Source organism: Arthrobacter sp. UNC362MFTsu5.1, assembly GCF_000685965.1.
GTDB lineage: Bacteria > Actinomycetota > Actinomycetes > Actinomycetales > Micrococcaceae > Arthrobacter.
Genome location: NZ_JMLE01000007.1, coordinates 33,821 through 55,337, shown reverse-complemented (window position 1 = coordinate 55,337; position 21,517 = coordinate 33,821). Strand labels below are relative to the sequence as shown.

Here is a 21,517-nt window from a genome sequence, read left to right as displayed (position 1 = left end):
GAACATCTTGCCACGGTGCCTGCCTGGGCGGGAGGCCTGGACGGGAGGGTGGTATGCGGGGCTACGGGGAAGTGGCACCCGCCGAAGTGTGTGTGATTTGCGACACGTCGTTTTTGATCACTTTGATTGCCTAAATCACGATGGACGGAGGATTTCCCGGGATTCCCGGTAAATTCCCAGAAAACTAGTCAGTATGCTGTTGAAAGTCCTGTGATGGCGGCGAGTCGTCCGAAAATTCATGGGCGTGGCGCGGCGGCGGATTGAGCATGAAGTTGATTATTATCCCGGCAGCCGCTTGACTCCCAACGACTTACACACGTGTAATTAGTTATCGAACGCCATTGCGCAGATACGGGCCACACAACCGAGTGTCCAGGTATTCAGTCAGGGGCAGCAACATCAGGAGGGACGCCATAATGGGGCAAGTTGAGCGTATCCATGAAGATGCAGTCGTCGCGGGTCAGGCGTCGGCAAAATACCGTTCGCGCGGTGTGCCAAGTGATTGGTATGTCGATCCGGCCGATCCGGATGCCGCCGAGCGGTATAACCAGAGCACCAACGATCTGCTGCAGGACCAGGCTACGGCCTTCCTGGCAGCACATGAAGCACTCCTGGCGGGCAACCCCGACCAGGACAACGATCTCCACGATCCTCCGATGGAACTGCAGACACTGCACTCGGAAACCACCGCGCAACCGGTCTGGATCGGGCTACCCTTCGAGCAGGACTTCGACGACGAAGGGGAGCTCGGCTGGCAGACGGACGCCTTGTGCGCCCAGACTGATCCGGAGGCATTCTTTCCCGAAAAGGGAGGGTCCACCCGCGACGCCAAGAAAGTATGCGGCGCCTGCAACGTACGCTCGCAGTGCCTCGAATACGCACTGTCGAACGACGAACGCTTTGGCATTTGGGGAGGCCTCTCCGAGCGCGAGCGCCGTCGGCTGAGGAAGCGAGCGGTCTAATTCTTCAAGTAGTACATGTCACCGCCGTTGTGGTCGCCCACAACGGCGGTGACTATCTCCCCAGAACCCTGGCGGCTTTGTCGGAGCAGACCCGACCCGTTGATGCTTTCATCGGCGTCGATACCGGCTCACGGGATAATTCCCTGGCCTTGCTGGACCAGGCGTTCGGCGAGGCAAACGTCACCACCTTCCAGCAGGGACGGGCCGGGATGGGGGATGCGGTCAAGGCCGGCCTGGCCGCCCTGGCCCCCCGAAACGGAGATCCCGGGGACAGCGTTCCCCAGGACAGTGTTCCCCGCGACAGCGACCGGCCGGCGGCCGACGCCGAATGGATCTGGCTGCTGCACGATGATGCCGCGCCCGCGCCGGAAGCGCTCGCCGAACTGCTCCATGCCGTGGAGCGGGCACCGTCGGTGACGGTGGCCGGCTGCAAGCAGCTGGACTGGCATGCCAGGCGCCGGCTGATCGACGTCGGACTTTCCACCAGCCGCTGGGCTGAACGGCTGACCCTCATCGAAGCGGATGAACTCGACCAGGGGCAGTACGACGGCCGCAGCGACACCTTCGCGGTCAACTCCGCCGGCATGCTGGTACGACGGGACGTCTGGGAGGAACTGGGCGGTTTTGACGCCGCCCTGCCCGGAACCGGGGACGATGTGGATTTCTGCTGGCGCAACCGCCTTGCCGGACACCGCGTGGTGGTGGTTCCCACAGCGCGGATGTTCCACGTGTCGCACCGGCCGCATGCGCTGGGGAGCGCCAGCGCAGCCCGCAAGGCCCAGGTCTACCTCCGCCTCAAGCACACCGTGTGGTGGAAGGTGCCGCTGCACGCGGCGGGGGCACTGCTGGGGAGCCTCTTCAAGCTTGTCCTGAGCATTGCCGTCAAGGATCCCGGCCACGGATTCTCCCAGCTCATGGCGACGTTTGTGGCGCTGGGCCGTCCCGCGGCGGTGATCCGCGGGCGCCGCGACGCAGCACGGACGCGGCGGATTCGCCGCTCGGTGATCAAAGGACTCCAGACCCCGCGGCGCGAGGTCTGGGCGCACCGGCGCTCCCTCATTGAAGCGTTGGGCTCCGACGACCAGGGCCCCGACTCGGCCAGAACCGATCCGCTGGCCGAACAGCCCAGCGGTGACTCCACGGACGACTTCGCCGCGCTGACCACCTCGGACCGCGGCTGGGTGGGCAACGGCGCCCTGCTGGCCGTGATCCTGACAGCGGCCGCGTCGCTGATCGGGCTTTCGGGGTTGTTCCGTGCCGAAGCAGTCTCCGGCGGTGGCCTGATTCCCGTTTCGTCGAAGGTCTCGGACATCTGGCACCACGCCACCAGCTGGTGGATCGGGCTGGGCGCCGGACTCCCCGGCCACGGCGACCCCTTCGCCCTCCTCCTTTGGGTTCTTGGCATTGCGGGCGGCGGGGATGCCAACAGCGCCCTGGCCTGGCTGCTGCTCCTGGCCATGCCGCTCTCCGGCCTCGCCGCCTGGTTTGCAGCCGGCGGCCTGACCACGCGGCGACGGTTCCGCCTCGTGGCTGCACTCGTGTGGGGCGGGGCGCCCGCCCTGCAGGTCGCTTTGAACCAGGGACGCCTGGGTGCGCTGGTAGCCCACATCATGATTCCGCTACTGGTGGTGGCCCTGCTGCGTGCCACCGGCACTGCCCGTGGCCAGGGCCGCTTTGCCGTGCCCGAACCGGGGGACCGCCGCTTCCTGGAAAAGCCTCCCGCCAAGCCCGGCGTCAACGGGATGCCATCGTGGACCGCCGCAGCTGCCGCCGGCCTGGCGCTGGCTGTGGTGGCAGCCGCGGCACCGTCGCTGCTGCTTCCGTCCGCCGCCGTGGTTGTCCTTGCCGGGATCCTGCTGGGCCGGCGCGGACGCACTGTCTGGTGGGCGTTGCTTCCGAGCGCAGCGCTTTTTGTTCCCTTCGGGTTCTCCGTCCTCGACCGCCCGCGGGCACTGCTGGCCGACCCCGGCGTGCCGCTCGGTTTTGATGGCGCGCCGTTGTGGCAGCAGCTGCTGGGACAGCCGTTGTACTTTGATGCCGACGGCGGTTTGGCCGGCCTTCCGGTTTTCGACGGAACTGCCGTCCCGTGGGCGCTGCTCCTTGCCCTCCTGGTCGGTTTCCCGGTCGTCGCCCTGGCGACGGCGGCACTCTTTGTCCCCGGCAAGCGCACCCGCGTTGCCCGTGCCCTGTGGGTGGCCGCCCTGATCATCCTCGCGGGCGGCTGGCTCGCCGGCCACGTCGCCACGGGCGCCAGCGCCGACACGCTGGTCACGCCCTTTACGGGACCTGCCGTGTCTGCGTCCGGATTCCTGCTGCTGGGTGCCGCCCTGATCGGGGCCGACGGTCTGCTCTGCTTCGCGGAGCGGACAGCTGCCGCACCGGCCGCCCGCCGGATCGCTCTTAGGTGCATGTCTGTCCTTGCCATGGTGTTGCTCGTCGCGGGGCCCGTGGCCGGACTGAGCGCCTGGGCAGCCCAGAACCTGCTGCAGTCCGCCTCCGGGGCCGCAGCTGCCGGTGCTGCCCCTGAGACTGCGGGAACGGCCCCTTGGGGCACCCCTCGGCAGATTGCTTCCACCTCTGCCCGCACACTGCCCGCAACGGCCATCGACCGCGGCCAGGGACCGGAGCAGACCCGGACGCTGGTGATCGACACGGCTGAGGACGGCAGCTTCAACGCCTCGATCGTGAGGGGTGCAGGCACCACCCTGGACGGACTGTCCGCCATTGCTGCCGCCCGCAACATCATGGGCGACCCGGGCAAGGAGACCGTCAGGGATGACGACGCCGTTACCGCAGCCCTGCGCAGCGTCGTGGCCACCGTGGTCGCCGGCCAGGGCGTTGACCCGCGCCCTGAACTGGAACGCCTGGGGGCAGGCTTCGTTGTCCTCCGGTCCTCGGACACCGCCGCGCAGCTGACTGCGAGCCGGATGGATGCCGTGCCCGGACTGGTCGCCGTGGGGCAGACCAACGTCGGCTGGCTCTGGCGGATCAGCCCGCTCAACCAGCCTGTCATCGACGCCGCGGATGTCGCCCACCGGGTGCGCATCGTGGACGGTGCCGGAGCAGCGATAGGGCTCCTGCCCTCCGGACTGGAATCGGTTGATGCCGCAGTTCCGGAAGGGCCGGAAGGCCGGCTGGTGGTTCTCGCCGAACGTTCCGATCCGGGGTGGTCGGCATGGCTGGACGGCAGGCGGCTGACGTCCACAACGTCCGGCTGGTCCCAGGCGTTCACCCTTCCCGCCCAGGCCGGACAGCTCACCATCCGCTACGAAAACCCGTGGGCGGGGTGGACCGCCGTCGTCCAGGCCACGGTCATTGGACTGACCGTGCTGCTAGCCATTCCCATGCCCGCCCGCCGGCCGAACACCGGCCTCTCCCGCGATGAAGGCTCCCTGCGTAAGGAACATCAGCATGCATAAGGACGGGAACGACGGCGTGCCGCAGGCAGCGACCGCGGACCACGAGGCTGACCACGCAGGGGAAGCCGCGCCCGCGGCAGCACGCCTGAAGGGACTCACCGGCCGCGGGAGAGCTGTGCGCGGAACGGTGGCGGGGCTGGCCTCGGCAGTGGTCATCGTGGCTGCGGCCGGAAGCCTGGTGGCGGCGGCGTCTATGGGCCCGCAAAGCGCCGGCAGCCGCACGCTCGAAGCACCGCTGGCAGCAGTACCTGCGGGAAGCAACGTGGGGATCTGCCCCGGCCCCGCCCGCTTGTTGGAGGGCACCCCCGTGGGCACCGACCCGCAGTTCAGCCCGGAATCGGCCACCGCCAGGACCCTGGTCAACGGCGTAGTGCTGAGTACCAACGCAGGAGTGCTGCCCGGAAGCAGGCTTGCCGAGCTCAACGGAAATCCGCTGGCCGAAATCGCCAAGGATCCCGGAAGCCCCACCGCTGCCACCGCCCCTCCTGCGCTGCTGGCAGGGGTCGTGTCCGAACGCTCGGTGGATTCCGTCAGCGTCCTGAGCGCGGATGCGGCAGGCAACCAGCAGGCCACGGCCGGTGGAGTGATGAGTTACACCGCCACCGACGGTGACCTGCAGGGCCTGGCCGCGGCCGGCTGCCAGGCGCCGTCGAACGACCTGTGGCTTGTAGGTGCGAACACTTCACTGGGGCGGACCGCAGTACTCAACCTCAGCAACGCCTCCAGCACCCCGGCGACCGTCAGCCTGGACCTGTACGGCGCCGAAGGCCAGATCCAGGCCCCCGGCAGCCGCGGACTCCTGGTTGCGCCGGGAACCACCCGCTCCATCGTCCTGGCCGGACTGGCGCCCGGCCAGGCAAAGCTCAGCATCCACGCCCGGAGCGCCGGAGGTCCGGTCACCGCCGTGGTCCAGCAGAGCGTCCTGAGAGGGCTAACTCCCGGCGGCGTGGACTTTATTGTGCCCGGCGCGGCACCGGCGACGCGGCAGGTCATGTCCGGACTGGACATCCAGGACCCGGCCTCCGCCAAGGCACTCACGGCCAAACAAGGCTTTGCTGACGCCGCGGCGGCGCTGCAGATCGCCGTCCCCGGCCCTGCAGACGCCGTGGTGGAAATCAAGCTGTACGGCCGCGATGGTCAAAAGGCCCTGCCGGGCGGCGGCGTGGTGACGGCCAAGGGCGGATCCGTGACGGAGGTTTCATTGGCGGGTGTTCCGGCCGGCCAATACACCGTTGCGGCCAGTTCCGACGTGTCGTTCGCCGCTGCGGCGCGGGTAACCCGCGGCCTCAAGTCGGACGGCGCCACGGACTTTGCCTGGTCGCCGTCATCCGCCAGGCTCGGGAGCCAGCACGTGGTGGCGGTGCCGCGAGGTGGAGAACGCTACCTGGTCTTCGGTGCACCCGAGGACCGGGCCAAGATCACCTACACACCCATCACTGCTGACGGCAAGGTCCGCAGTGCGGCCGCCGCGGACATCGCCGGCGGCACCACCGCAGTCATCAAGGTGCCCGCGGAGGTGGCTGATTCGGCGGTGCTGGGGTACGTCGTGTCAGCGTCCGGAGATGCTGCGTACGGCACAGTGCTGCTGGAGCAGGACGGGCGCGCGGATATCGGCGCAGTGGCGGTGGCGCCGGGCGCCGCGGGACAGGAACAGGTCGCGGTGAAGCTCGGCTACTAGCACCAGCCGGTGCCGGCGCTTAGTACCGGCGCCGGTAGACGGGGTCCAGTGTTTCCGGTGCCACCCCGAGCATTTCAGCGGTGCGTTCCACCACGACGTCGTGCACCAGGTCCTGGAGTTCCTCGCGGCTGGAGCAGGCGTTCTCGATGACCCGGCGGTAGAGCGTGATCACCGGACCTTCGCCGCCGGCGGCGGGCTCATAAAGACCCATCGGCGCCGGGGAGCGGTCCGCAACCAGCTGCTCCAGGCCCTGCGGGATCTCATCAACAGCAAACCTGACACCGTCCAGGGGCTTGCCCCAGATGTCGTGGAGACGCTGGGCGGAGTCCATGACCATCTCGTCGAAGCGGTCCGAACGGGTGCGGTAGCCCGGAAGCGTAGGCAGCATCAGTTCGCCGCGCAGGCCACGCCCATGGCGGTTCCTGCGGCGCTCCCGGAAGCTCTTCCCGCGGACTGTTGACGCGGGCGCGGCGGTGTCCGCCGGCTGGCCGGCTCCCGGGTCAGCCAACCGGACCGTAAAACCCGGAACGTGGTGCGATTGCTGCATACATTGACTCTAAACCCGCCGCCTGAAATACGCGACATAACTAGAAACGCCACACGGACCATCCCGGCAACTTGCGGCAGCACGGACGACACCACAGGACACTGCGGGCAGGAATGTACGGCACAACGGCCAACGGGGAGTAGTCTGTGATGTCGTGGGTGCTATTCGTCAATGTTCAAGGTCAGCCTGCCGTAACTCTGCGGTGGCCACTTTGACGTACGTCTACGCGGACTCCACGGCCGTCCTGGGGCCACTGGCCACGTACGCCGAGCCCCATTGTTACGATTTGTGCGAACAGCATGCCGGGTCACTGACAGTGCCGCGGGGCTGGGAAGTTTTGCGCCTGGCCATGCCGGCAACGCCGCCGCAGCCGGGGCCCGATGACCTGCTGGCCCTCGCCAACGCCGTCCGCGAGGCTGCCCTGCGACCGTCCGCGGCGGACCCTGCCCCGGGACAGCGTTCCGCGCACGCGGCGCTTGAGGCCCCGCCGGCTTCGGAAGGCGCCCGGCGGGGACACCTGCGGGTCCTCCGCGAACCGTCCTGAGCCCGGCCGCGCCGCGAAGCTTGTACGCTGGAAGCTGCAAATCCATCGGCCACCGGCGCCTGCTGCGGCGCCCATCAGGGAGCATTCACCATGCCAAAGATCAGTCCTGACCTGTTGTCCGTCCTGCGTTGTCCCGTAACCGGCTCAACACTGGTGCAGGAAGGCGAAGAACTCGTCTCGACTGCCGCCGGTGCCTCCGGGGAGAAGCTGCGCTACGCCATCGAGGACGGCATTCCGCTGCTGCTGCCGCCGGAACTCGTCGCCGCCGCGAACGCCGCGGCGTCGGACCAGCATGACGGCGGGCACGGCCCCGCGGCAACAAGCCCCGCGGCATCAAGCCCTGCGGCATCAGGGCCCGCCAACGCCGTATAGCTTCACCGCCGGCCCGAATAACCGCCCGGCCGGCCCATCGCCCTTCCGCTTGGCGTCGAACTTCCCATGGTTCGCCGAACGGACACGGACTTCCGCCGCTCCTGAATTTTCCGGATACAACACAAGGACTCACATGACTTTCGATTACAAGGTTGCCGACATTTCACTGGCTGAGGCCGGCCGCCACCAGATCCGCCTCGCGGAGCACGAGATGCCCGGACTCATGTCCCTGCGCGAAGAGTTCGGCGCCAGCCAGCCGCTCAAGGGCGCCCGGATTGCCGGTTCGCTCCACATGACCGTCCAGACCGCCGTGCTGATCGAAACACTCACCGCTCTGGGCGCCGAGGTCCGCTGGGCCTCCTGCAACATCTTCTCCACCCAGGACGAAGCCGCCGCCGCCGTTGTGGTGGGCAACGGCACGGTCGAAGACCCGCAGGGCGTCCCCGTCTTTGCCTGGAAGGGCGAGACCCTCGAGGAATACTGGTGGACCGCCGAGCAGATCCTCACCTGGCCCGGCGCGGACAGCAACCCGGACCTCGGTCCGAACATGATCCTCGACGACGGCGGCGACGCCACCATGCTGGTCCACAAGGGCGTCGAATTCGAAGCCCTCGGGTCCGTTCCGGCGGCAGCCGCGGACGAGTCCGATGAGGGGCGTGTCTTCCTCGATGTCCTGCGTGCCTCGCTCGCAGCGGATGCCCGGAAATGGACCCGCATCGGCTCCCGCCTGCTGGGTGTCACGGAAGAAACCACCACGGGCGTGCACCGTCTGTACCAGCTGGCGGAGCAGGGCAAGCTGCTCTTCCCGGCCATCAACGTCAACGACTCCGTGACCAAGAGCAAGTTCGACAACAAGTACGGCATCCGGCACTCGCTGCCGGACGGCATCAACCGTGCCACCGACGTCCTCATGGGCGGCAAAATCGCCGTCGTCTGCGGTTACGGCGACGTCGGCAAGGGTGCGGCGGAGGCCTTCCGCGGCCAGGGCTCGCGCGTCATCGTCACCGAAATCGACCCGATCTGTGCACTGCAGGCAGCCATGGACGGCTACCAGGTGGCGAAGCTGGAATCGGTCCTCAGTGAAGGCCACATCTTCATCACCACCACCGGCAACAAGGACGTCATCATGGCCGAGCACATGGCCGGCATGCGTGACAAGGCCATCGTCGGCAACATCGGCCACTTCGACAACGAGATCGACATGGCCGGCCTGGCCCGGATTCCGGGTATCAAGAAGGTGGAAATCAAGCCGCAGGTCCACGAATGGGTCTTTGACCAGGGCACCCCGGACGAACGCTCCATCATCGTCCTCTCCGAAGGCCGCCTCCTGAACCTGGGCAACGCCACCGGACACCCGTCCTTCGTCATGAGCAACTCGTTCGCAAACCAGACGATCGCGCAGATCGAACTCTTCACCAAGCGGGACCAGCCCGAAGGCGAACGGGAGTACGAAAAGCAGGTCTACGTGCTGCCGAAGATCCTTGACGAGAAGGTTGCCCGGCTTCACCTGGACGCCCTGGGCGTCGAGTTGACGGAACTGTCCAAGGAGCAGGCCGCGTACCTGGACCTGGACGTTGCCGGCCCGTACAAGCCGGACCACTACCGCTACTAAGCGCGCAGCCGCCCAGGCGGCCGTAAAAGCAGCATCGCGAGGGCCCCGGAATGACTTCCGGGGCCCTTCGCCGTGGCCTTCGGGTTGCCGGATACCCCGTCAACTCTAAGGAGCGTGCCCTATGCTGTGCCCATGATGACTGCAAAGGTCCCCGCGCCGTGACGGCAAGGGAACGCTGGACCACCGGCCGGAAGGCCTTTTTGCTTGGGGCGCTCTGCCTGCTGGCAGCCGGCGGCGGCGTTTTCGCCGCCGTGGCACCAGGGGCCGCCCACGCCGCCTTCGAATCCGAAGCGGGTTCCGCGGAGCGAACGACGCCGGGACTCGCGGCGCCGGTGGTGGCGCCGGTGCAACTGGCAGCGTCGCCGGCGGACGGCGCGCAGCAGGTAAATCCGGCAGCCCCGGTATCGCTGAAAGTCACCAACGGAACCATTGAACGCGTGGCCCTCACGGGCGGCGACGGCGCAGCAGTCGAGGGCAGCCTGAGCTCGGACGGTACGGGCTGGTCGGCCGCCGGGCCCTTGCAGTTCAACAGCAGCTACACCTACAGCTTTGTGGTGGCCGACGCTGCGGGCCGCAAGACCAACAGCACCCGCACGTTCACCACGGTGTCCACCGCCAACGAGGCGGATGCCGCGGTCTACCCGCTGGACGGAATGAAGGTCGGCGTCGCGCAGCCGCTGCAGATCACCTTCAGCGAACCTGTCCTGAACAAGGACGCGGTGGAGAAAGCCATCAAGGTCTCCTCGACGTCCGGCCAGGCGGGCGACTTTCACTGGTTCAGCGACAGCATGGTCCGGTACCGGGCCGAGAATTTCTGGGCGGCCAACAGCACGGTCACCATGGACCTGCAGCTTTTCGGGGTTGATTTCGGCAACGGCCAGATCGGAAACTTTAACAAGTTGGTCACGGTCCACATCGGCGACAAGAAGGTCGCCGTGGCCGACGCTACGGCGCACACCTTTTCGGTGAGCGTTAATGACAAGCCGGCCGGCACATGGCCGGCCACCATGGGGGACACCCGGTTCCCTTCGGCCAGGGGCTACCTCGTCTTCATGGAGAAGTACCGGGTGGAGCATATGTCTGCCGCCAGCATCGGGCTCAAGCCGGGCGACCCGGCCTACTACGGCGAGCTGGACGTCAACTTCGCCACCCGCCTGACACCCAGCGGGGAATTCATCCACCAGGCCACGGACTCCGCAATGCCGTACATCGGTGTCAGCAACCTCTCGCACGGTTGCATCGGCCTGGGCCCGGACGGCGCCCAGTGGGTCTTCGAGAACATGACCACGGGCGACGTTGTCCAGGTAGTCAACACCGAAGGTGAAAACGCCAACTTCGACGACGGATTCGGCGACTGGAACATCCCCTGGGCGCAGTACGCCAATTGATCCGTTCGGCATACGGTAAAATCGTCTGGTCACCGGTGAGTGCTGAACACCTCACTAACGCGCTGACGAACGTATCAACTGAAGATTCAAGACGGTATTTGGGCTGATCACGGGCCTGTCGGGGGACATGGAGAAGGTCATGACTAAAGTCCACAATCGGAAGACCATGAAAATCCTGGGGATTGCCGCCATCTGCGTTGCGGTCGCGGCCGGCGGGATCGGCGTGGCCACGGCTCCCAGCTGGGCCGAACCCGTATTCCAGTCGGAGTCTTCCAGCCCGGTCCGCAACGAACCGGGGCTCGCGGCTCCTGTCGTCAAGGCAGTCGAACTCGGCGTAACCCCCACGGACGGCGCCGCGGGAGTCAATCCCGCCGTCGCGCCGTCCGTCAAAGCCGTCAACGGCACCGTGAAGGACGTCGTCCTGGCGACTGCCGACGGCGGTGCGCCCGTCAAGGGCACCCTCAGCGCCGACGGTTCCACCTGGACCGCTTTGGACCCGCTGGAATTCGACGCCGCCTACGATTACGCCTTCACGATCGTGGACCAGGCAGGCCGCGAAACGAAAAAGACCCAGACTTTCACCACGGTGGCAACGGCCAACGAGGCGGACGCCGCCGTGTACCCGAAAAACGGTTCCACCGTGGGCTCGGGCCAGCCGATTGAAATTGTCTTCTCCGAGCCGGTCCTGAACAAGGAGGCCATGGAGAAGGCCGTCACCGTCACCTCATCCTCCGGCCAGGCGGTCGCCTGGCGCTGGTACTCAGACCAGCGCGTGCGCATCCGTCCCGAAGCGTTCTGGGCCTCGGGCAGCCAGGTCACGGTGGACCTCAAGCTGTTCGGCGTCGACTTCGGGAACAAGATGGTGGGCAACGTGGACACCAAGGTCAGCTTCAAGGTCGGCCCGCAGCGGGTGGCCATCGTGGACGATGTCACCAAGACCATGAACGTCTACTTTGACGGCCAGCTGGTCCGGACGGCTCCCGTCACCCTCGGCGACGCCGAATGGCTCTCGCCCACCGGCTACGCCGTGATCATGGAGCAGGAGCGGCACTCCAAGTTCAATGCCGGAAGCATCGGCCTCAAGCCCGGGGACAAGGGTTACTACCCGCCGCTGACCGTCGAATACGCCAACAGGCTGACGTCGTCCGGCGTTTACGTCCACCAGGCCCTCGAATCCGCCTGGAGCTACGTCGGAAAATCCAACGTCTCGCATGGCTGCGTGGGGCTCCTGCCCGCGGATGCAGCGTGGTTCTTCAACAACATGAAGACCGGCGACGTGGTCCAGACCCTCAACACGGGCGCTCCGCCGGTGGAGCCGCTGGAGGGCTACGGCGACTGGAACATTCCCTGGGCGCAGTACGCCAAGCGGTAGTGCCCGCGGCCTACCGGCCATCCCGGCTGTAGGGGAGCCGGTCCAGCCGTTCCCCCACGCCGGTGCTCCGCGCCCGCGCCCGGGTCAGCCGGGCCAGTTCCCGCTCGCGGCGTTCCACCAGGACGGCTGCCAGATACTCCTCCGGACCCGTACCGGCCGGCGGCGGCGGGGCAACACAGGCTGAAACCTCGGTGGCGAGGGACACCGCCATGGAGGCGCGCGACGCCGGCGACATCCGTCCCGCCTGGCGGATGAACTGCGCCGAGCGGCGGGCCACCGCGTCCGGTATCCGGCCGATATCGGCCAGCGCCGCCCAGGACCTCAGGTGCGGAGGCACGAACGGCACGAACGGCGGTTCGGTAGGCACCCGGCGGCGCAGGGAATAGGTTCCCGCCACCACGTCACCGAGCCGCTTGGATTTGTCATTGAACAGCGCGACGGCGATGGCCAGTCCGCCGAACGTCAGGTAGATCTCCAGGAATCCGATCAGCCCGCGGATCAGCGCGTGGCGGAAGCGGATGGCGCCGCCGTCGTCCCGGACGATCCGGAGCCCGGCCGCCAGCTTCCCCAGCGAGAGGCCGCGGGTGAGGGTTTCCACCGCCACCGGGAGGATCACGAAACAGAACACCACACTGACCAGGACCAGGGCACGCGCGGCCGCCCCGTCGAGGTCACTGTAGGCCGAGGAGATCACCGTCATCATCACGATGAGGAGGACGACGTTCGCAACGACGTCCAGGATCAGGCCCAGCGCCCGCGCAGCGAACGACGCCGGCCGGAGCTCCAAGACAACTGCTTCACCTGTGATGATCGAGCTCAAACCGGGTCCCCGTCCCCTACACGCCGCCTACGGACGCTCACAGTCTAATCCGGGGGCGCTAGGGTAGTGCCGTGGACATCGATGCGTTCTCCGCGGTCAACGGGGACAAGTGGGCGCGGCTCTACGTGCTGGCGTACAAGCGGCGCCTGGACGGAAGCGAGGCCGATGAACTGCTGCGCCTCTACCAGACCACCTCCGCCCACCTTTCCCTGCTGCGGTCGGTTGCCCCCGAAAGTGGCCTCTCGGCCTCCCTGTCGGCCACACTGGCCCAAGCCCGCACACGCTTCACCGGGGCCCGCTCCAACTTCATGGATGACCTCGCACGGTTCTTCGTCATCGCACTTCCGGCGGCGCTGTACCGGATCCGCTGGCTTACCGTCTGGTGCGGCCTGGCGTTCTGCCTAGTCGCGGGGGCGTACGCGTTGTGGATCGCCACGTCGCCCGATGCGCTCCGGGCCCTCGGTTCGGACGCAACCGTCAAGCAGTACGTCGAGCGGGACTTCGTCGACTACTACTCCGAGAATCCCGCAGCGTCGTTCGCCGGTGCCGTCTGGACCAACAACGCCTGGATCGCTGCCCAGGCGGTGGCGCTGGGCATTACCGGTTTCTGGGTTCCGATGATCCTCTTCAGCAACGCCCAGGGGCTGGGAATCGCGGCCGGGGTCTTCGCTGCCGTCGGCAAGTCCGATGTCTTCTTCAGCTACATCCTTCCCCACGGCCTGATGGAACTCACCGCGGTGTTCATTGCCTGCGCTGCGGGCCTGAAGATCTTCTGGGCCATGGTTTCCCCCGGACCCCGGACCAGGGGCCAGGCAGTGGCCGCGGAAGGGCGCTCGCTGATCACCGTGGCGCTGGGACTTGTGGTGGTGCTGTTTGTCTCCGGCCTCGTGGAAGGCTTCGTCACCCCCAGCAGCCTTCCGGTGTGGGCCAAGATCACGATCGGCGCGGCGGTCCTGGCTACGTACTGGACGTATGTACTGGTGTGGGGCAGGCGTGCCTATCGTTCCGGGGCCAGCGGCGACCTGGATAGCGCTGATGCAGGCTACACGGCGTTGGCTGCGTGAATACGTGGCGGAACGGGGTGGCACCTGCCGCCACGGAGTGCCTGACGGTAGGCTCATCTGGAGATAAGTAGCGTTGCCTGGCGGTGTCCGGCAACGCGGACGCCTACGGAAGTGAAACTGCAGTGACTGAAAAGACGCCCACCCCGCCGAATCGGCAGGATCCGCATCTGGATCCGGCCGACGACACTGCCGAGCCCGCCTTCGACTGGATGAAGTCTGCCGGCACTGGGGCAGGAAGGGCGGCAAAAGCACAGGGAACAACCCCGGCCGGACACACGTCCCCTGTTCCGGGCACTGACGCAGGCAAGGGCCAGCCGGCAGCGTCCGCCGGCATCCCTGCCTCCCGGGCCGGGAGCCCTGTCTCCCAGGCCAGCACCCCTGTCTCCCAGGCCGGGAGCCGCGCCGACCGCAAGGCGGCGGAGTCCGCCGTCGAACCGGCCGCAGAGCCGCAGGGGAGGGGCACGCATTTCCGCGAACCCCTGCCCACTTCGGCCCTCCAGGTGCGCCCGCCGCAGGACGAGGTGGAACGCCGGAACGCCGAACGGGAGCTGGCGAACAACACCAAGCCCGTCCTGCCGCGCGTGATGCAGGTGCTGCTGGCTGTCTTCTACCCGCTGATCCTCCTGGTCCTGGCCGTCCGGGCCGTCGCAAGTCCCCTGTTCCTCTGGGTTGAATACAACCGCCCGGGATTCCCCGGCGATGGCTACGGCTTCAGCGCCGATGACCGCATGACCTACGGGTCCTACGCCGTGGACTACCTCAGCAACTGGTCCGGCCCGCGGTATCTCGGCGAACTGGTGAACCGCAGCGGCGATGCGCTGTTCCAGGAAGGCGAAGTCAGCCACATGGCAGACGTCAAGCTCGTCATCCTGTCAACGTTCGGCGGCGGGGCGCTGCTGATCCTGCTGGGCATCATCGCGATCATCTACCTGCGCCGGCGCAGCACCGGGGGAGTCCGCCGCGGCCTCTTCGCCGGCTCCGTCGCCACCCTGGTGATCATCCTGGGGCTGGGCACTCTGGCCGCCCTGGGCTGGCAGCAGTTCTTCACCGAGTTCCACCGGATTTTCTTCGCCAACGGGACGTGGACATTCGCCCTGGACGACACCCTGATCCGGCTCTTCCCGGGACAGTTCTGGGTTGATTCCGGGATCGTTATCGGCGCACTGGTCCTGATCGCCTCCGTTGCCACCCTGATCCTCACCTGGCCCACGCGGAAGCGCCGCGGCCTTGCCAGGAAAACGAACGACAAAGACACAGACGCCCAGGACGCCTCAGCCACGGACAGCGACGCCGGGACAACTGACCTCCCCGACGCCGCGCAGCGGCGCACCCGGGGAAACTCCGCGACGGTTTAGCGGGCTCCGCAGAGGCATGAACACGATGAAGGCGACCGGCGCAGGCCGGTCGCCTTCATGGTTGTGTGGGCACATGCCGGGGTGTTGTGTGGGCGCATGCCGGGGGACCGGCCCGGGTCTAGCGGTACAGGCCGTTGATGTGGGCTTCGAAGTCGCGGACGACGGCGGCCCGCTTGAGTTTCAGTGACGGCGTCAGGTGACCTGACTCCACCGTGAAATCGGCAGCCAGCAGGACGAAGCTGCGGATCGATTCCGCCTTCGACACCAGCAGGTTTGCCTGGTCGATAGCGCCCTGCACGGCTTCCCGGACCCGGACATCCGACGTTGCTTCGGCCACACCCAGGACCGGAATCCGCTGGGCGGCGCACCAGTTCTCCAAGCCCTCCGGATCGAGGTTGACCAGGGCGGAGACGTACGGCCTTCCGTCGCCCACCACCACGGCCTGGGCCACGAGCTGGTGCTCCCGGATCTTTTCCTCGAGCGGCCCGGGTGCCACGTTCTTCCCGCCAGCCGTGACGAGGAGGTCCTTCTTGCGGCCGGTGATGGTGAGGAAGCCGTCTTCATCCAGCGAGCCGAGATCCCCGGTGCGGAAGAACCCGTCCACGAAAGCCTCCGCGTTGGCTGCCTCATTGGCGTGGTAACCCTTGAAGACGCCGATGCCTTTGACCAGGATCTCGCCGTCGTCTGCGACCCGCACAGTGGTGCCCGGCACGGGGATGCCGACCGTGCCCACCTTGGTCCGTGACGGGGTGTTGGCGGTGCAGGGGGCGGTGGTTTCGGTGAGGCCGTAGCCCTCCAGTACGGGAATGCCGGCACCGCGGAAGAAGTGCGCGTCGTTGGAGCTGAGCGGGCTGGCACCGGAGACCGTGTACTTGACCTGTCCGCCGAAGGCCTGCCGGAGCTTGGGGTAGAGCAGCCGGTCAAAGACGGCGTGCTTGGCGCGGAGCATGAATCCGGGTCCGCTGCCTTTTCCCCGGACCCGGGCATCGAGCGCCCTGGAGTAGTCGATGGCCACTGCGGAAGCGGCCGCGAAGAGCCGCTCCTTGCCGGCCAGGGCAGCCTTGTGGCCGGCACCCGCATAGACCTTCTCAAAGATCCTGGGCACCACCAGCAGGAAGGTGGGCTTGTACGAGGCGAGGTCCTCCAGCAGCTGGGCGGCGCTGGAGGTGTGGCCCAGGGTCACTCCGGCGCTGAGGCACACCACCTGGACAGCGCGGGCCAGGACGTGGGCGAGAGGGAGGAACATCAGTGTCCGGGCGCCCTCCTGCCGCAGGATTTCGGGCAGGAAGTCCACGATGTTGGTGGCCACCAGGGCGAAGTTGCCGTGCGTGATCTCGCAGCCCTTGAGCTTACCCGTGGTACCGGACGTGTACACCAGGGAGGCGACGTCGGCCAGGCCTGCCGTGCTGCGGTGCCGCTCCAGCTCGGCATCAGTGACGCCGGCGCCGGCGGCGGCGAGGCTCGCCAGGTTCGGTGCGCCGCCGTCGTCGTCCATACGCACGACCGTCACCACAGCGTCGCCGAGCAGTTCGGAATGGGCCAGGACGCCGGCTACGAGCCCGGCCTTGGCAGGGTCCTCAACGAACACCCGGCGGGCGCCGGAGTCATGCAAGATCCACTCGACCTGGCTTGCCGAGGAAGTTTCATACACTGGAACGGTCACACCGCCGGCGAACCAGATGGCGAAGTCCACCAGGGTCCATTCGTACCGGGTCCCGGACATCACAGCCACCGTGTCGCCCGGCGCCAGGCCTCCGGCGATCAACCCCTTGGCAAGCGCCACCACCTTGTCCAGGAACTGCTGGACGGGGACCTCAACCCAGCCGTTGGGACCTTTTCGGGCATACACAGCGTGCGACGGGTCCTTGGCGTGCTGCCCCAGCAGCAGGTCAGTCACGTTGCTGCCCTGATCCAGCTCCACGAGCAGTTCAGTGCTTGCTTCCCTCACAGCCAGTCTCCCTTCCGGATCCGTGATGCGGTGTCCCGGCACCCTTGCCATACTGCCCTAGATCCAGGACGGCATCCACATCCTGAACCGCCAGTCCTGGTACGGAATGATTTCCGCGGTCCAGATGGGGTAGAAGAACGCCGAGACCAGCACCGCTCCGACCACGAAGACTGCCACGAGGTACAGGCCGGAACGCCGGCGCCACAACGGGTCCGAGCGACGTCCGAGCACCAGCCCCAGGCAATATGTCAGGGCCAGGACCAGGAACGGTTCGAAGGACACGGCGTAGAACGTGAACATGGTGCGTTCCGGGTACATGAACCAAGGGAGGTAGCCCGCGCCGACCCCGGCGAGGATGGCACCGGCCCGCCAGTCCCGGCGGCCCGCCCACCAGAACAGCAGGATCACCAGCGCAACCGTGGCGCTCCACCAGATCAGGGGGTTGCCCACGGAAAGGATGGCCGAGGTGCAGCTGGCGACGTCGCAACCGGGGCTGCCCTGTTTGGGGGACTCATAGAAGAACGACGTGGGCCGCCCCATCACCAGCCAGCTCCAGGCGCTCGCCTCATAGGGGTGGTCGGAACTGAGCCCCTGATGGAACTTGTACGCTTCCAGATGGTAGTGGGCCAGGGACCGCAGCGGACTGGGGAGCCAGCCCCACTGGGCCGAGGGGTTGGTGTCGGCCCAATGGCGGAAGTACGCATCCTTCGACTGGAACCAGCCGGCCCAGGTGGAAAGGTACACCAGGGCGGCGACAGGCACGATGCTGATGAAAGCGGGAATCCCGTCCTTGATGATGCCGCCGCTGATCCAGCCCCGGATGCCTGCGATCCGGCGCGCGCTCAGGTCCCAGAAGACCGTGAGGAGCCCGAAGGCCGCCATAAAGAACAGCGCCGACCACTTGGTGCCCACGGCAAGCCCCAGGCAGACGCCCGCAGCAACGCGCCACCAGCGGATGCCGAGCCAGGGCCCGGACACGAGCTGGACCACGGAGGGCCTGCCGTCCGGCGCGGCGCCGGCCTGGCGCCCCAGCCTGGCCGCGAGCCGCCGTCGGCCGTCGTCGCGGTCCATCAGGAGCGCGCCGAAGGCTGCAAGGACCCAGAACATCAGGAAGATGTCCAGCAAGGAGGTGCGGGACATCACCAGGTGGTGGCCGTCCACCGCGAGCAGCAGGCCCGCCACGGCCCCCAGCGTCAGCGAGTGGAAGAGTTTCTGCGCGATCAGGGTGATCAGCAGGATGGACAGGGTCCCGGTCAGCGCGGCGCCGAACCGCCAGCCCAGCGGGTTGTCCGGGCCGAACAGCCACATTCCTGCCGCGATCATCCACTTGCCCACCGGCGGATGCACAACATACTCGGGCGAGGACAGGATGACGCCGGGGTTCCCTGCCACGAAGGATTCGTTGGCCTTGTCCGGCCAGCTGCGTTCGTACCCGCTGACCAGGAATGAGTAGCCGTCCTTGACGTAATAGGTTTCGTCAAACACCAGGCTGCGCGGATTCTCCAGGCGGACGAAGCGGAGGATGCCGCCGATCGCCGCGGTGATGACGGGGATGAGCCAGAACCAGAGCCGCAGCGACGGCGGATAGTCACGCCAGCTGCGGATGCCGCCGATCAGCCGCTCCTGCAGGGCGCCTTCGGTGAACGCTTCCCGGGGGCGGCGGATCCACCGCTGCCCCTCAAGGTTGCGTCCCGATGTCCCTGGGGCCGGCCGTGCTGGCTTGGCCGGATCGGCCGGGTCGGCCTCGACAGGAGGTACGGAGGTCTGCGTCACGTGCCCATGCTACCTTTTGGCGCTGGAAGAGCCTGCCAGCAGTAGGCTGGTCGTGTGGACCAACAACTCAGTACCTCCCCCGCGAGCAGCTCCGATGATGACGGCACCTTCGATGAGGCCTGGGCTCCGGCAGCCGAACCTGCGGCCCCCGCCGCGGAAGGGCAGCCGGGCAGGATTGTGCTGGCTGCGACGCCCATCGGAAACGTCGGCGATGCGTCCCCCCGGCTCGTTGAACTCCTCACCACCGCTGACATCGTCGCCGCGGAGGACACCCGGCGCCTGCACCGGCTGGTGCAGAACCTGGGGATCGCCGTTGCCGGGCGGGTGATCAGCTACCACGAGCACAACGAAGCCGCGAAAACGGCCGAACTCCTGGACCAGGTGCGGGCCGGAAAGACCCTCGTGATGGTGACTGACGCGGGCATGCCCTCCGTCTCGGATCCGGGGTTCCGGCTGGTAGAGGGCGCGGTGGCGGCGGGCCTGACGGTCACCGCGGTGCCGGGGCCGTCGGCGGTCCTCACTGCGCTGGCCCTCTCCGGGCTCCCGACGGACCGGTTCTGTTTTGAAGGTTTCCTGCCCCGCAAGGCCGGCGAGCGGGCTTCCCGGCTGTCCGAACTCGACGCCGAACGCCGGACCATGGTCTTTTTCGAGGCGCCGCACCGGCTGGAACCGATGCTTCGGGCCCTCCGTGAGCGCTTCGGCGGCGACCGCCCGGCCGCCGTCTGCCGTGAGCTCACCAAGACCTACGAAGAGGTCATCCGCGGCACGCTGGGCCACCTGCTGCAGTGGGCGGAAACCAACGAGGTGCGCGGTGAAATAGCAGTGGTGGTGGGCGGCGCTCCGGAGCGCGAGCCGGGCCGGACGGAGGACCACGTGGCCGCCGTCAACGGGCTTATTGCGCAGGGCATCAGGCTGAAGGAAGCCGTGGCCGCCGTCGCCGAGGACGCGAAAGTCAGCAAGCGGGAGCTCTACTCAGCGGTCCTGGCCGCCCGCTAGAAGCCGGGCTCGGGCCTTGTGCAGCTGCACAGCAAGTTCCAAAGTGCGTAGTGCGCCCATGCATAGACGCTCCGGAGCGGACGGCAGTACCGTGGCTGTAAAGCAGCCGAGAGCTGAACCCATCCCACACCCCAATTGCTGACGAGGGAGTCATCGTGACTGTAACTGCACAGCCCACTGTTACTGCGGAGCGCGAGAGCGAGCTGCTGGCCTCTGTTCCCACCGGCCTGCTGATCAACGGCGAATGGCGCCCGGCGGCGTCCGGGAAGACGTTCGACGTCGAAGATCCCGCCACCGGAAAGGTCCTGCTCAGCATCGCTGACGCCGGGGCCGAGGACGGCAAGGCTGCCCTCGATGCTGCCGTTGCCGCGCAGGATTCCTGGGCCAAGGTCCCGCCCCGTGAGCGCGGCGAAATCCTGCGCCGTGCGTTCGAAATGGTCACCGCCCGCGCCGAGGACTTCGCGCTGCTGATGACCATGGAGATGGGCAAGCCGCTGGCCGAAGCCCGCGGCGAGGTCACCTACGGCGCCGAGTTCCTGCGCTGGTTCTCCGAGGAAGCCGTCCGTGCATTCGGCCGCTACTCGGTGTCCCCGGACGGCAAGTCCCGCCTTCTGGTGACGAAGAAGCCGGTGGGGCCCTGCCTGCTGATCACGCCGTGGAACTTCCCGCTGGCGATGGCCACCCGCAAGATCGCCCCGGCCGTTGCCGCCGGCTGCACCATGGTGCTCAAATCCGCCAACCTGACCCCGCTGACCTCCCAGCTGTTCGCCGCTGTGATGCAGGAGGCCGGACTGCCCGCCGGTGTCCTGAACGTCATCCCCACCTCCACGGCCGGCGCCACGACGGGCCCGTTGATCAAGGACTCCCGGCTGCGGAAGCTTTCCTTCACCGGCTCCACCGAGGTGGGCCGCCGGCTGCTCTCGGATGCGTCCGAAACCGTGCTGCGGACCTCCATGGAACTCGGCGGAAATGCCCCGTTCGTGGTCTTCGAGGACGCCGACGTGGACGCCGCCGTGGCCGGGGCGATGCTGGCGAAGCTGCGGAACATGGGCGAGGCCTGCACCGCGGCCAACCGGTTCATTGTGCACGAGTCCGTCGCGGACGAGTTCGCGGAGAAGTTCGCCGCGAAAATGGGCGAGATGACCACCGCCCGCGGCACCGAGCCGGAGTCCAAGGTGGGTCCGCTGATCGATGCCAAGAGCCGGGACAAGGTCCACGAGCTCGTCACCGACGCCGTGAACTCCGGCGCCGTGGCAGTGGCCGGCGGCGGTCCGGTGGACGGTCCGGGCTACTTCTACCAGCCCACCATCCTCAAGGGCGTCACTGAGGGCACCCGGATCCTGTCCGAGGAGATCTTCGGGCCGGTCGCGCCGATCATCACCTTCGGCAGCGAGGACGAGGCGGTCCGCCTGGCCAACAACACCGAGTACGGCCTGGTGGCCTACGTGTTTACCAGGGACCTGAACCGGGGCATCCGGATGGGCGAACGCCTCGAGACCGGCATGCTCGGCCTGAACGCCGGCGTCGTGTCCAACGCGGCCGCCCCGTTCGGCGGCGTCAAGCAGTCCGGCCTGGGCCGCGAAGGCGGCCTGGAGGGCATCGAGGAATACCTGTACACCCAGTACATCGGCATCGCCGACCCCTACGCCGGCTAGTCCGGACGCAGT

General features: G+C 67.3%; 16 protein-coding genes. 12 read left to right on the top strand and 4 right to left on the bottom strand.

Annotated elements, in window-relative coordinates:
• Positions 1 to 416 precede the first annotated feature (416 nt).
• Genes BS38_RS26665 through BS38_RS24760 form a run of 3 tightly spaced genes read left to right on the top strand, consistent with a single transcriptional unit; the run spans position 417 to position 6,059 of the window.
• Positions 417 to 962, top strand: a complete 546-nt coding sequence (locus BS38_RS26665; protein WP_081818858.1) for a WhiB family transcriptional regulator — start codon at positions 417 to 419, stop codon at positions 960 to 962.
• A 29-nt stretch (positions 963 to 991) separates the two neighbouring features.
• Positions 992 to 4,381, top strand: coding sequence for a glycosyltransferase family 2 protein (locus BS38_RS0108625; RefSeq protein WP_028270430.1), 3,390 nt, complete (start codon positions 992 to 994; stop codon positions 4,379 to 4,381).
• Positions 4,374 to 6,059: a DUF5719 family protein gene (locus BS38_RS24760; RefSeq protein WP_081818857.1), complete on the top strand. Its 1,686-nt coding sequence runs from the start codon at positions 4,374 to 4,376 to the stop codon at positions 6,057 to 6,059. The genes BS38_RS0108625 and BS38_RS24760 overlap by 8 nt, the downstream gene beginning before the upstream one ends.
• A gap of 19 nt (positions 6,060 to 6,078) precedes the next feature.
• Here the strand turns inward: BS38_RS24760 and BS38_RS0108615 are convergent, their stop codons facing one another.
• Positions 6,079 to 6,606: a metallopeptidase family protein gene (locus BS38_RS0108615; protein WP_028270429.1), complete on the bottom strand. Its 528-nt coding sequence runs from the start codon at positions 6,604 to 6,606 to the stop codon at positions 6,079 to 6,081.
• A 154-nt stretch (positions 6,607 to 6,760) separates the two neighbouring features.
• Between BS38_RS0108615 and BS38_RS0108610 the strand changes: the two genes are divergently transcribed.
• From BS38_RS0108610 to BS38_RS0108590, 5 genes are all read left to right on the top strand, one after another.
• Positions 6,761 to 7,150 (top strand): DUF3499 domain-containing protein, encoded by a 390-nt coding sequence (locus BS38_RS0108610; RefSeq protein WP_028270428.1) that lies wholly within the window; start codon positions 6,761 to 6,763, stop codon positions 7,148 to 7,150.
• Between the two features lie 90 nt (positions 7,151 to 7,240).
• On the top strand, positions 7,241 to 7,522 hold the full coding sequence (locus tag BS38_RS0108605; RefSeq protein ID WP_028270427.1) for a Trm112 family protein: 282 nt from the start codon (positions 7,241 to 7,243) through the stop codon (positions 7,520 to 7,522).
• Between the two features lie 133 nt (positions 7,523 to 7,655).
• Complete coding sequence (gene ahcY / locus BS38_RS0108600) at positions 7,656 to 9,134, top strand: adenosylhomocysteinase (RefSeq protein ID WP_028270426.1); 1,479 nt, start codon at positions 7,656 to 7,658, stop codon at positions 9,132 to 9,134.
• 158 nt (positions 9,135 to 9,292) lie between these two features.
• Complete coding sequence (locus BS38_RS0108595) at positions 9,293 to 10,522, top strand: L,D-transpeptidase (RefSeq protein WP_028270425.1); 1,230 nt, start codon at positions 9,293 to 9,295, stop codon at positions 10,520 to 10,522.
• A 139-nt stretch (positions 10,523 to 10,661) separates the two neighbouring features.
• Positions 10,662 to 11,894: a L,D-transpeptidase gene (locus BS38_RS0108590; RefSeq protein ID WP_231511157.1), complete on the top strand. Its 1,233-nt coding sequence runs from the start codon at positions 10,662 to 10,664 to the stop codon at positions 11,892 to 11,894.
• 10 nt (positions 11,895 to 11,904) lie between these two features.
• On the opposite strand, the gene BS38_RS0108585 is transcribed toward BS38_RS0108590, so the two are convergent.
• Positions 11,905 to 12,714: an RDD family protein gene (locus BS38_RS0108585; RefSeq protein WP_028270423.1), complete on the bottom strand. Its 810-nt coding sequence runs from the start codon at positions 12,712 to 12,714 to the stop codon at positions 11,905 to 11,907.
• A gap of 71 nt (positions 12,715 to 12,785) precedes the next feature.
• Between BS38_RS0108585 and BS38_RS0108580 the strand changes: the two genes are divergently transcribed.
• Positions 12,786 to 13,778: a stage II sporulation protein M gene (locus BS38_RS0108580; protein ID WP_028270422.1), complete on the top strand. Its 993-nt coding sequence runs from the start codon at positions 12,786 to 12,788 to the stop codon at positions 13,776 to 13,778.
• 122 nt (positions 13,779 to 13,900) lie between these two features.
• A complete protein-coding gene (locus BS38_RS0108575; RefSeq protein WP_028270421.1) occupies positions 13,901 to 15,133 on the top strand; it encodes a TIGR01906 family membrane protein in 1,233 nt (410 codons plus the stop codon).
• Between the two features lie 118 nt (positions 15,134 to 15,251).
• On the opposite strand, the gene BS38_RS0108570 is transcribed toward BS38_RS0108575, so the two are convergent.
• Positions 15,252 to 17,081 (bottom strand): AMP-dependent synthetase/ligase, encoded by a 1,830-nt coding sequence (locus BS38_RS0108570; protein WP_028270420.1) that lies wholly within the window; start codon positions 17,079 to 17,081, stop codon positions 15,252 to 15,254.
• Between the two features lie 57 nt (positions 17,082 to 17,138).
• Positions 17,139 to 18,854, bottom strand: a complete 1,716-nt coding sequence (locus BS38_RS0108565; protein WP_028270419.1) for a dolichyl-phosphate-mannose--protein mannosyltransferase — start codon at positions 18,852 to 18,854, stop codon at positions 17,139 to 17,141.
• A 54-nt stretch (positions 18,855 to 18,908) separates the two neighbouring features.
• Here BS38_RS0108565 and rsmI point away from each other — a divergent pair, with 54 nt between their 5' ends.
• Both rsmI and BS38_RS0108555 read left to right on the top strand, forming a co-directional pair.
• Positions 18,909 to 19,850, top strand: coding sequence for a 16S rRNA (cytidine(1402)-2'-O)-methyltransferase (gene rsmI, locus BS38_RS0108560; RefSeq protein WP_028270418.1), 942 nt, complete (start codon positions 18,909 to 18,911; stop codon positions 19,848 to 19,850).
• A 155-nt stretch (positions 19,851 to 20,005) separates the two neighbouring features.
• On the top strand, positions 20,006 to 21,505 hold the full coding sequence (locus BS38_RS0108555) for an NAD-dependent succinate-semialdehyde dehydrogenase (protein WP_028270417.1): 1,500 nt from the start codon (positions 20,006 to 20,008) through the stop codon (positions 21,503 to 21,505).
• The last annotated feature ends 12 nt before the right edge of the window (positions 21,506 to 21,517 follow it).

What these genes read in the sequence shown, in the direction of transcription:
- BS38_RS0108605 (WP_028270427.1), top strand. Translation starts at nt 7,241, where the DNA reads ATGCCAAAGATCAGTCCTGACCTGTTGTCCGTCCTGCGTTGTCCCGTA.
- BS38_RS24760 (WP_081818857.1), top strand. Translation starts at nt 4,374, where the DNA reads ATGCATAAGGACGGGAACGACGGCGTGCCGCAGGCAGCGACCGCGGAC.
- ahcY (WP_028270426.1), top strand. Translation starts at nt 7,656, where the DNA reads ATGACTTTCGATTACAAGGTTGCCGACATTTCACTGGCTGAGGCCGGC.
- BS38_RS26665 (WP_081818858.1), top strand. Translation starts at nt 417, where the DNA reads ATGGGGCAAGTTGAGCGTATCCATGAAGATGCAGTCGTCGCGGGTCAG.
- BS38_RS0108590 (WP_231511157.1), top strand. Translation starts at nt 10,662, where the DNA reads ATGACTAAAGTCCACAATCGGAAGACCATGAAAATCCTGGGGATTGCC.
- BS38_RS0108615 (WP_028270429.1), bottom strand. Translation starts at nt 6,606, where the DNA reads ATGCAGCAATCGCACCACGTTCCGGGTTTTACGGTCCGGTTGGCTGAC.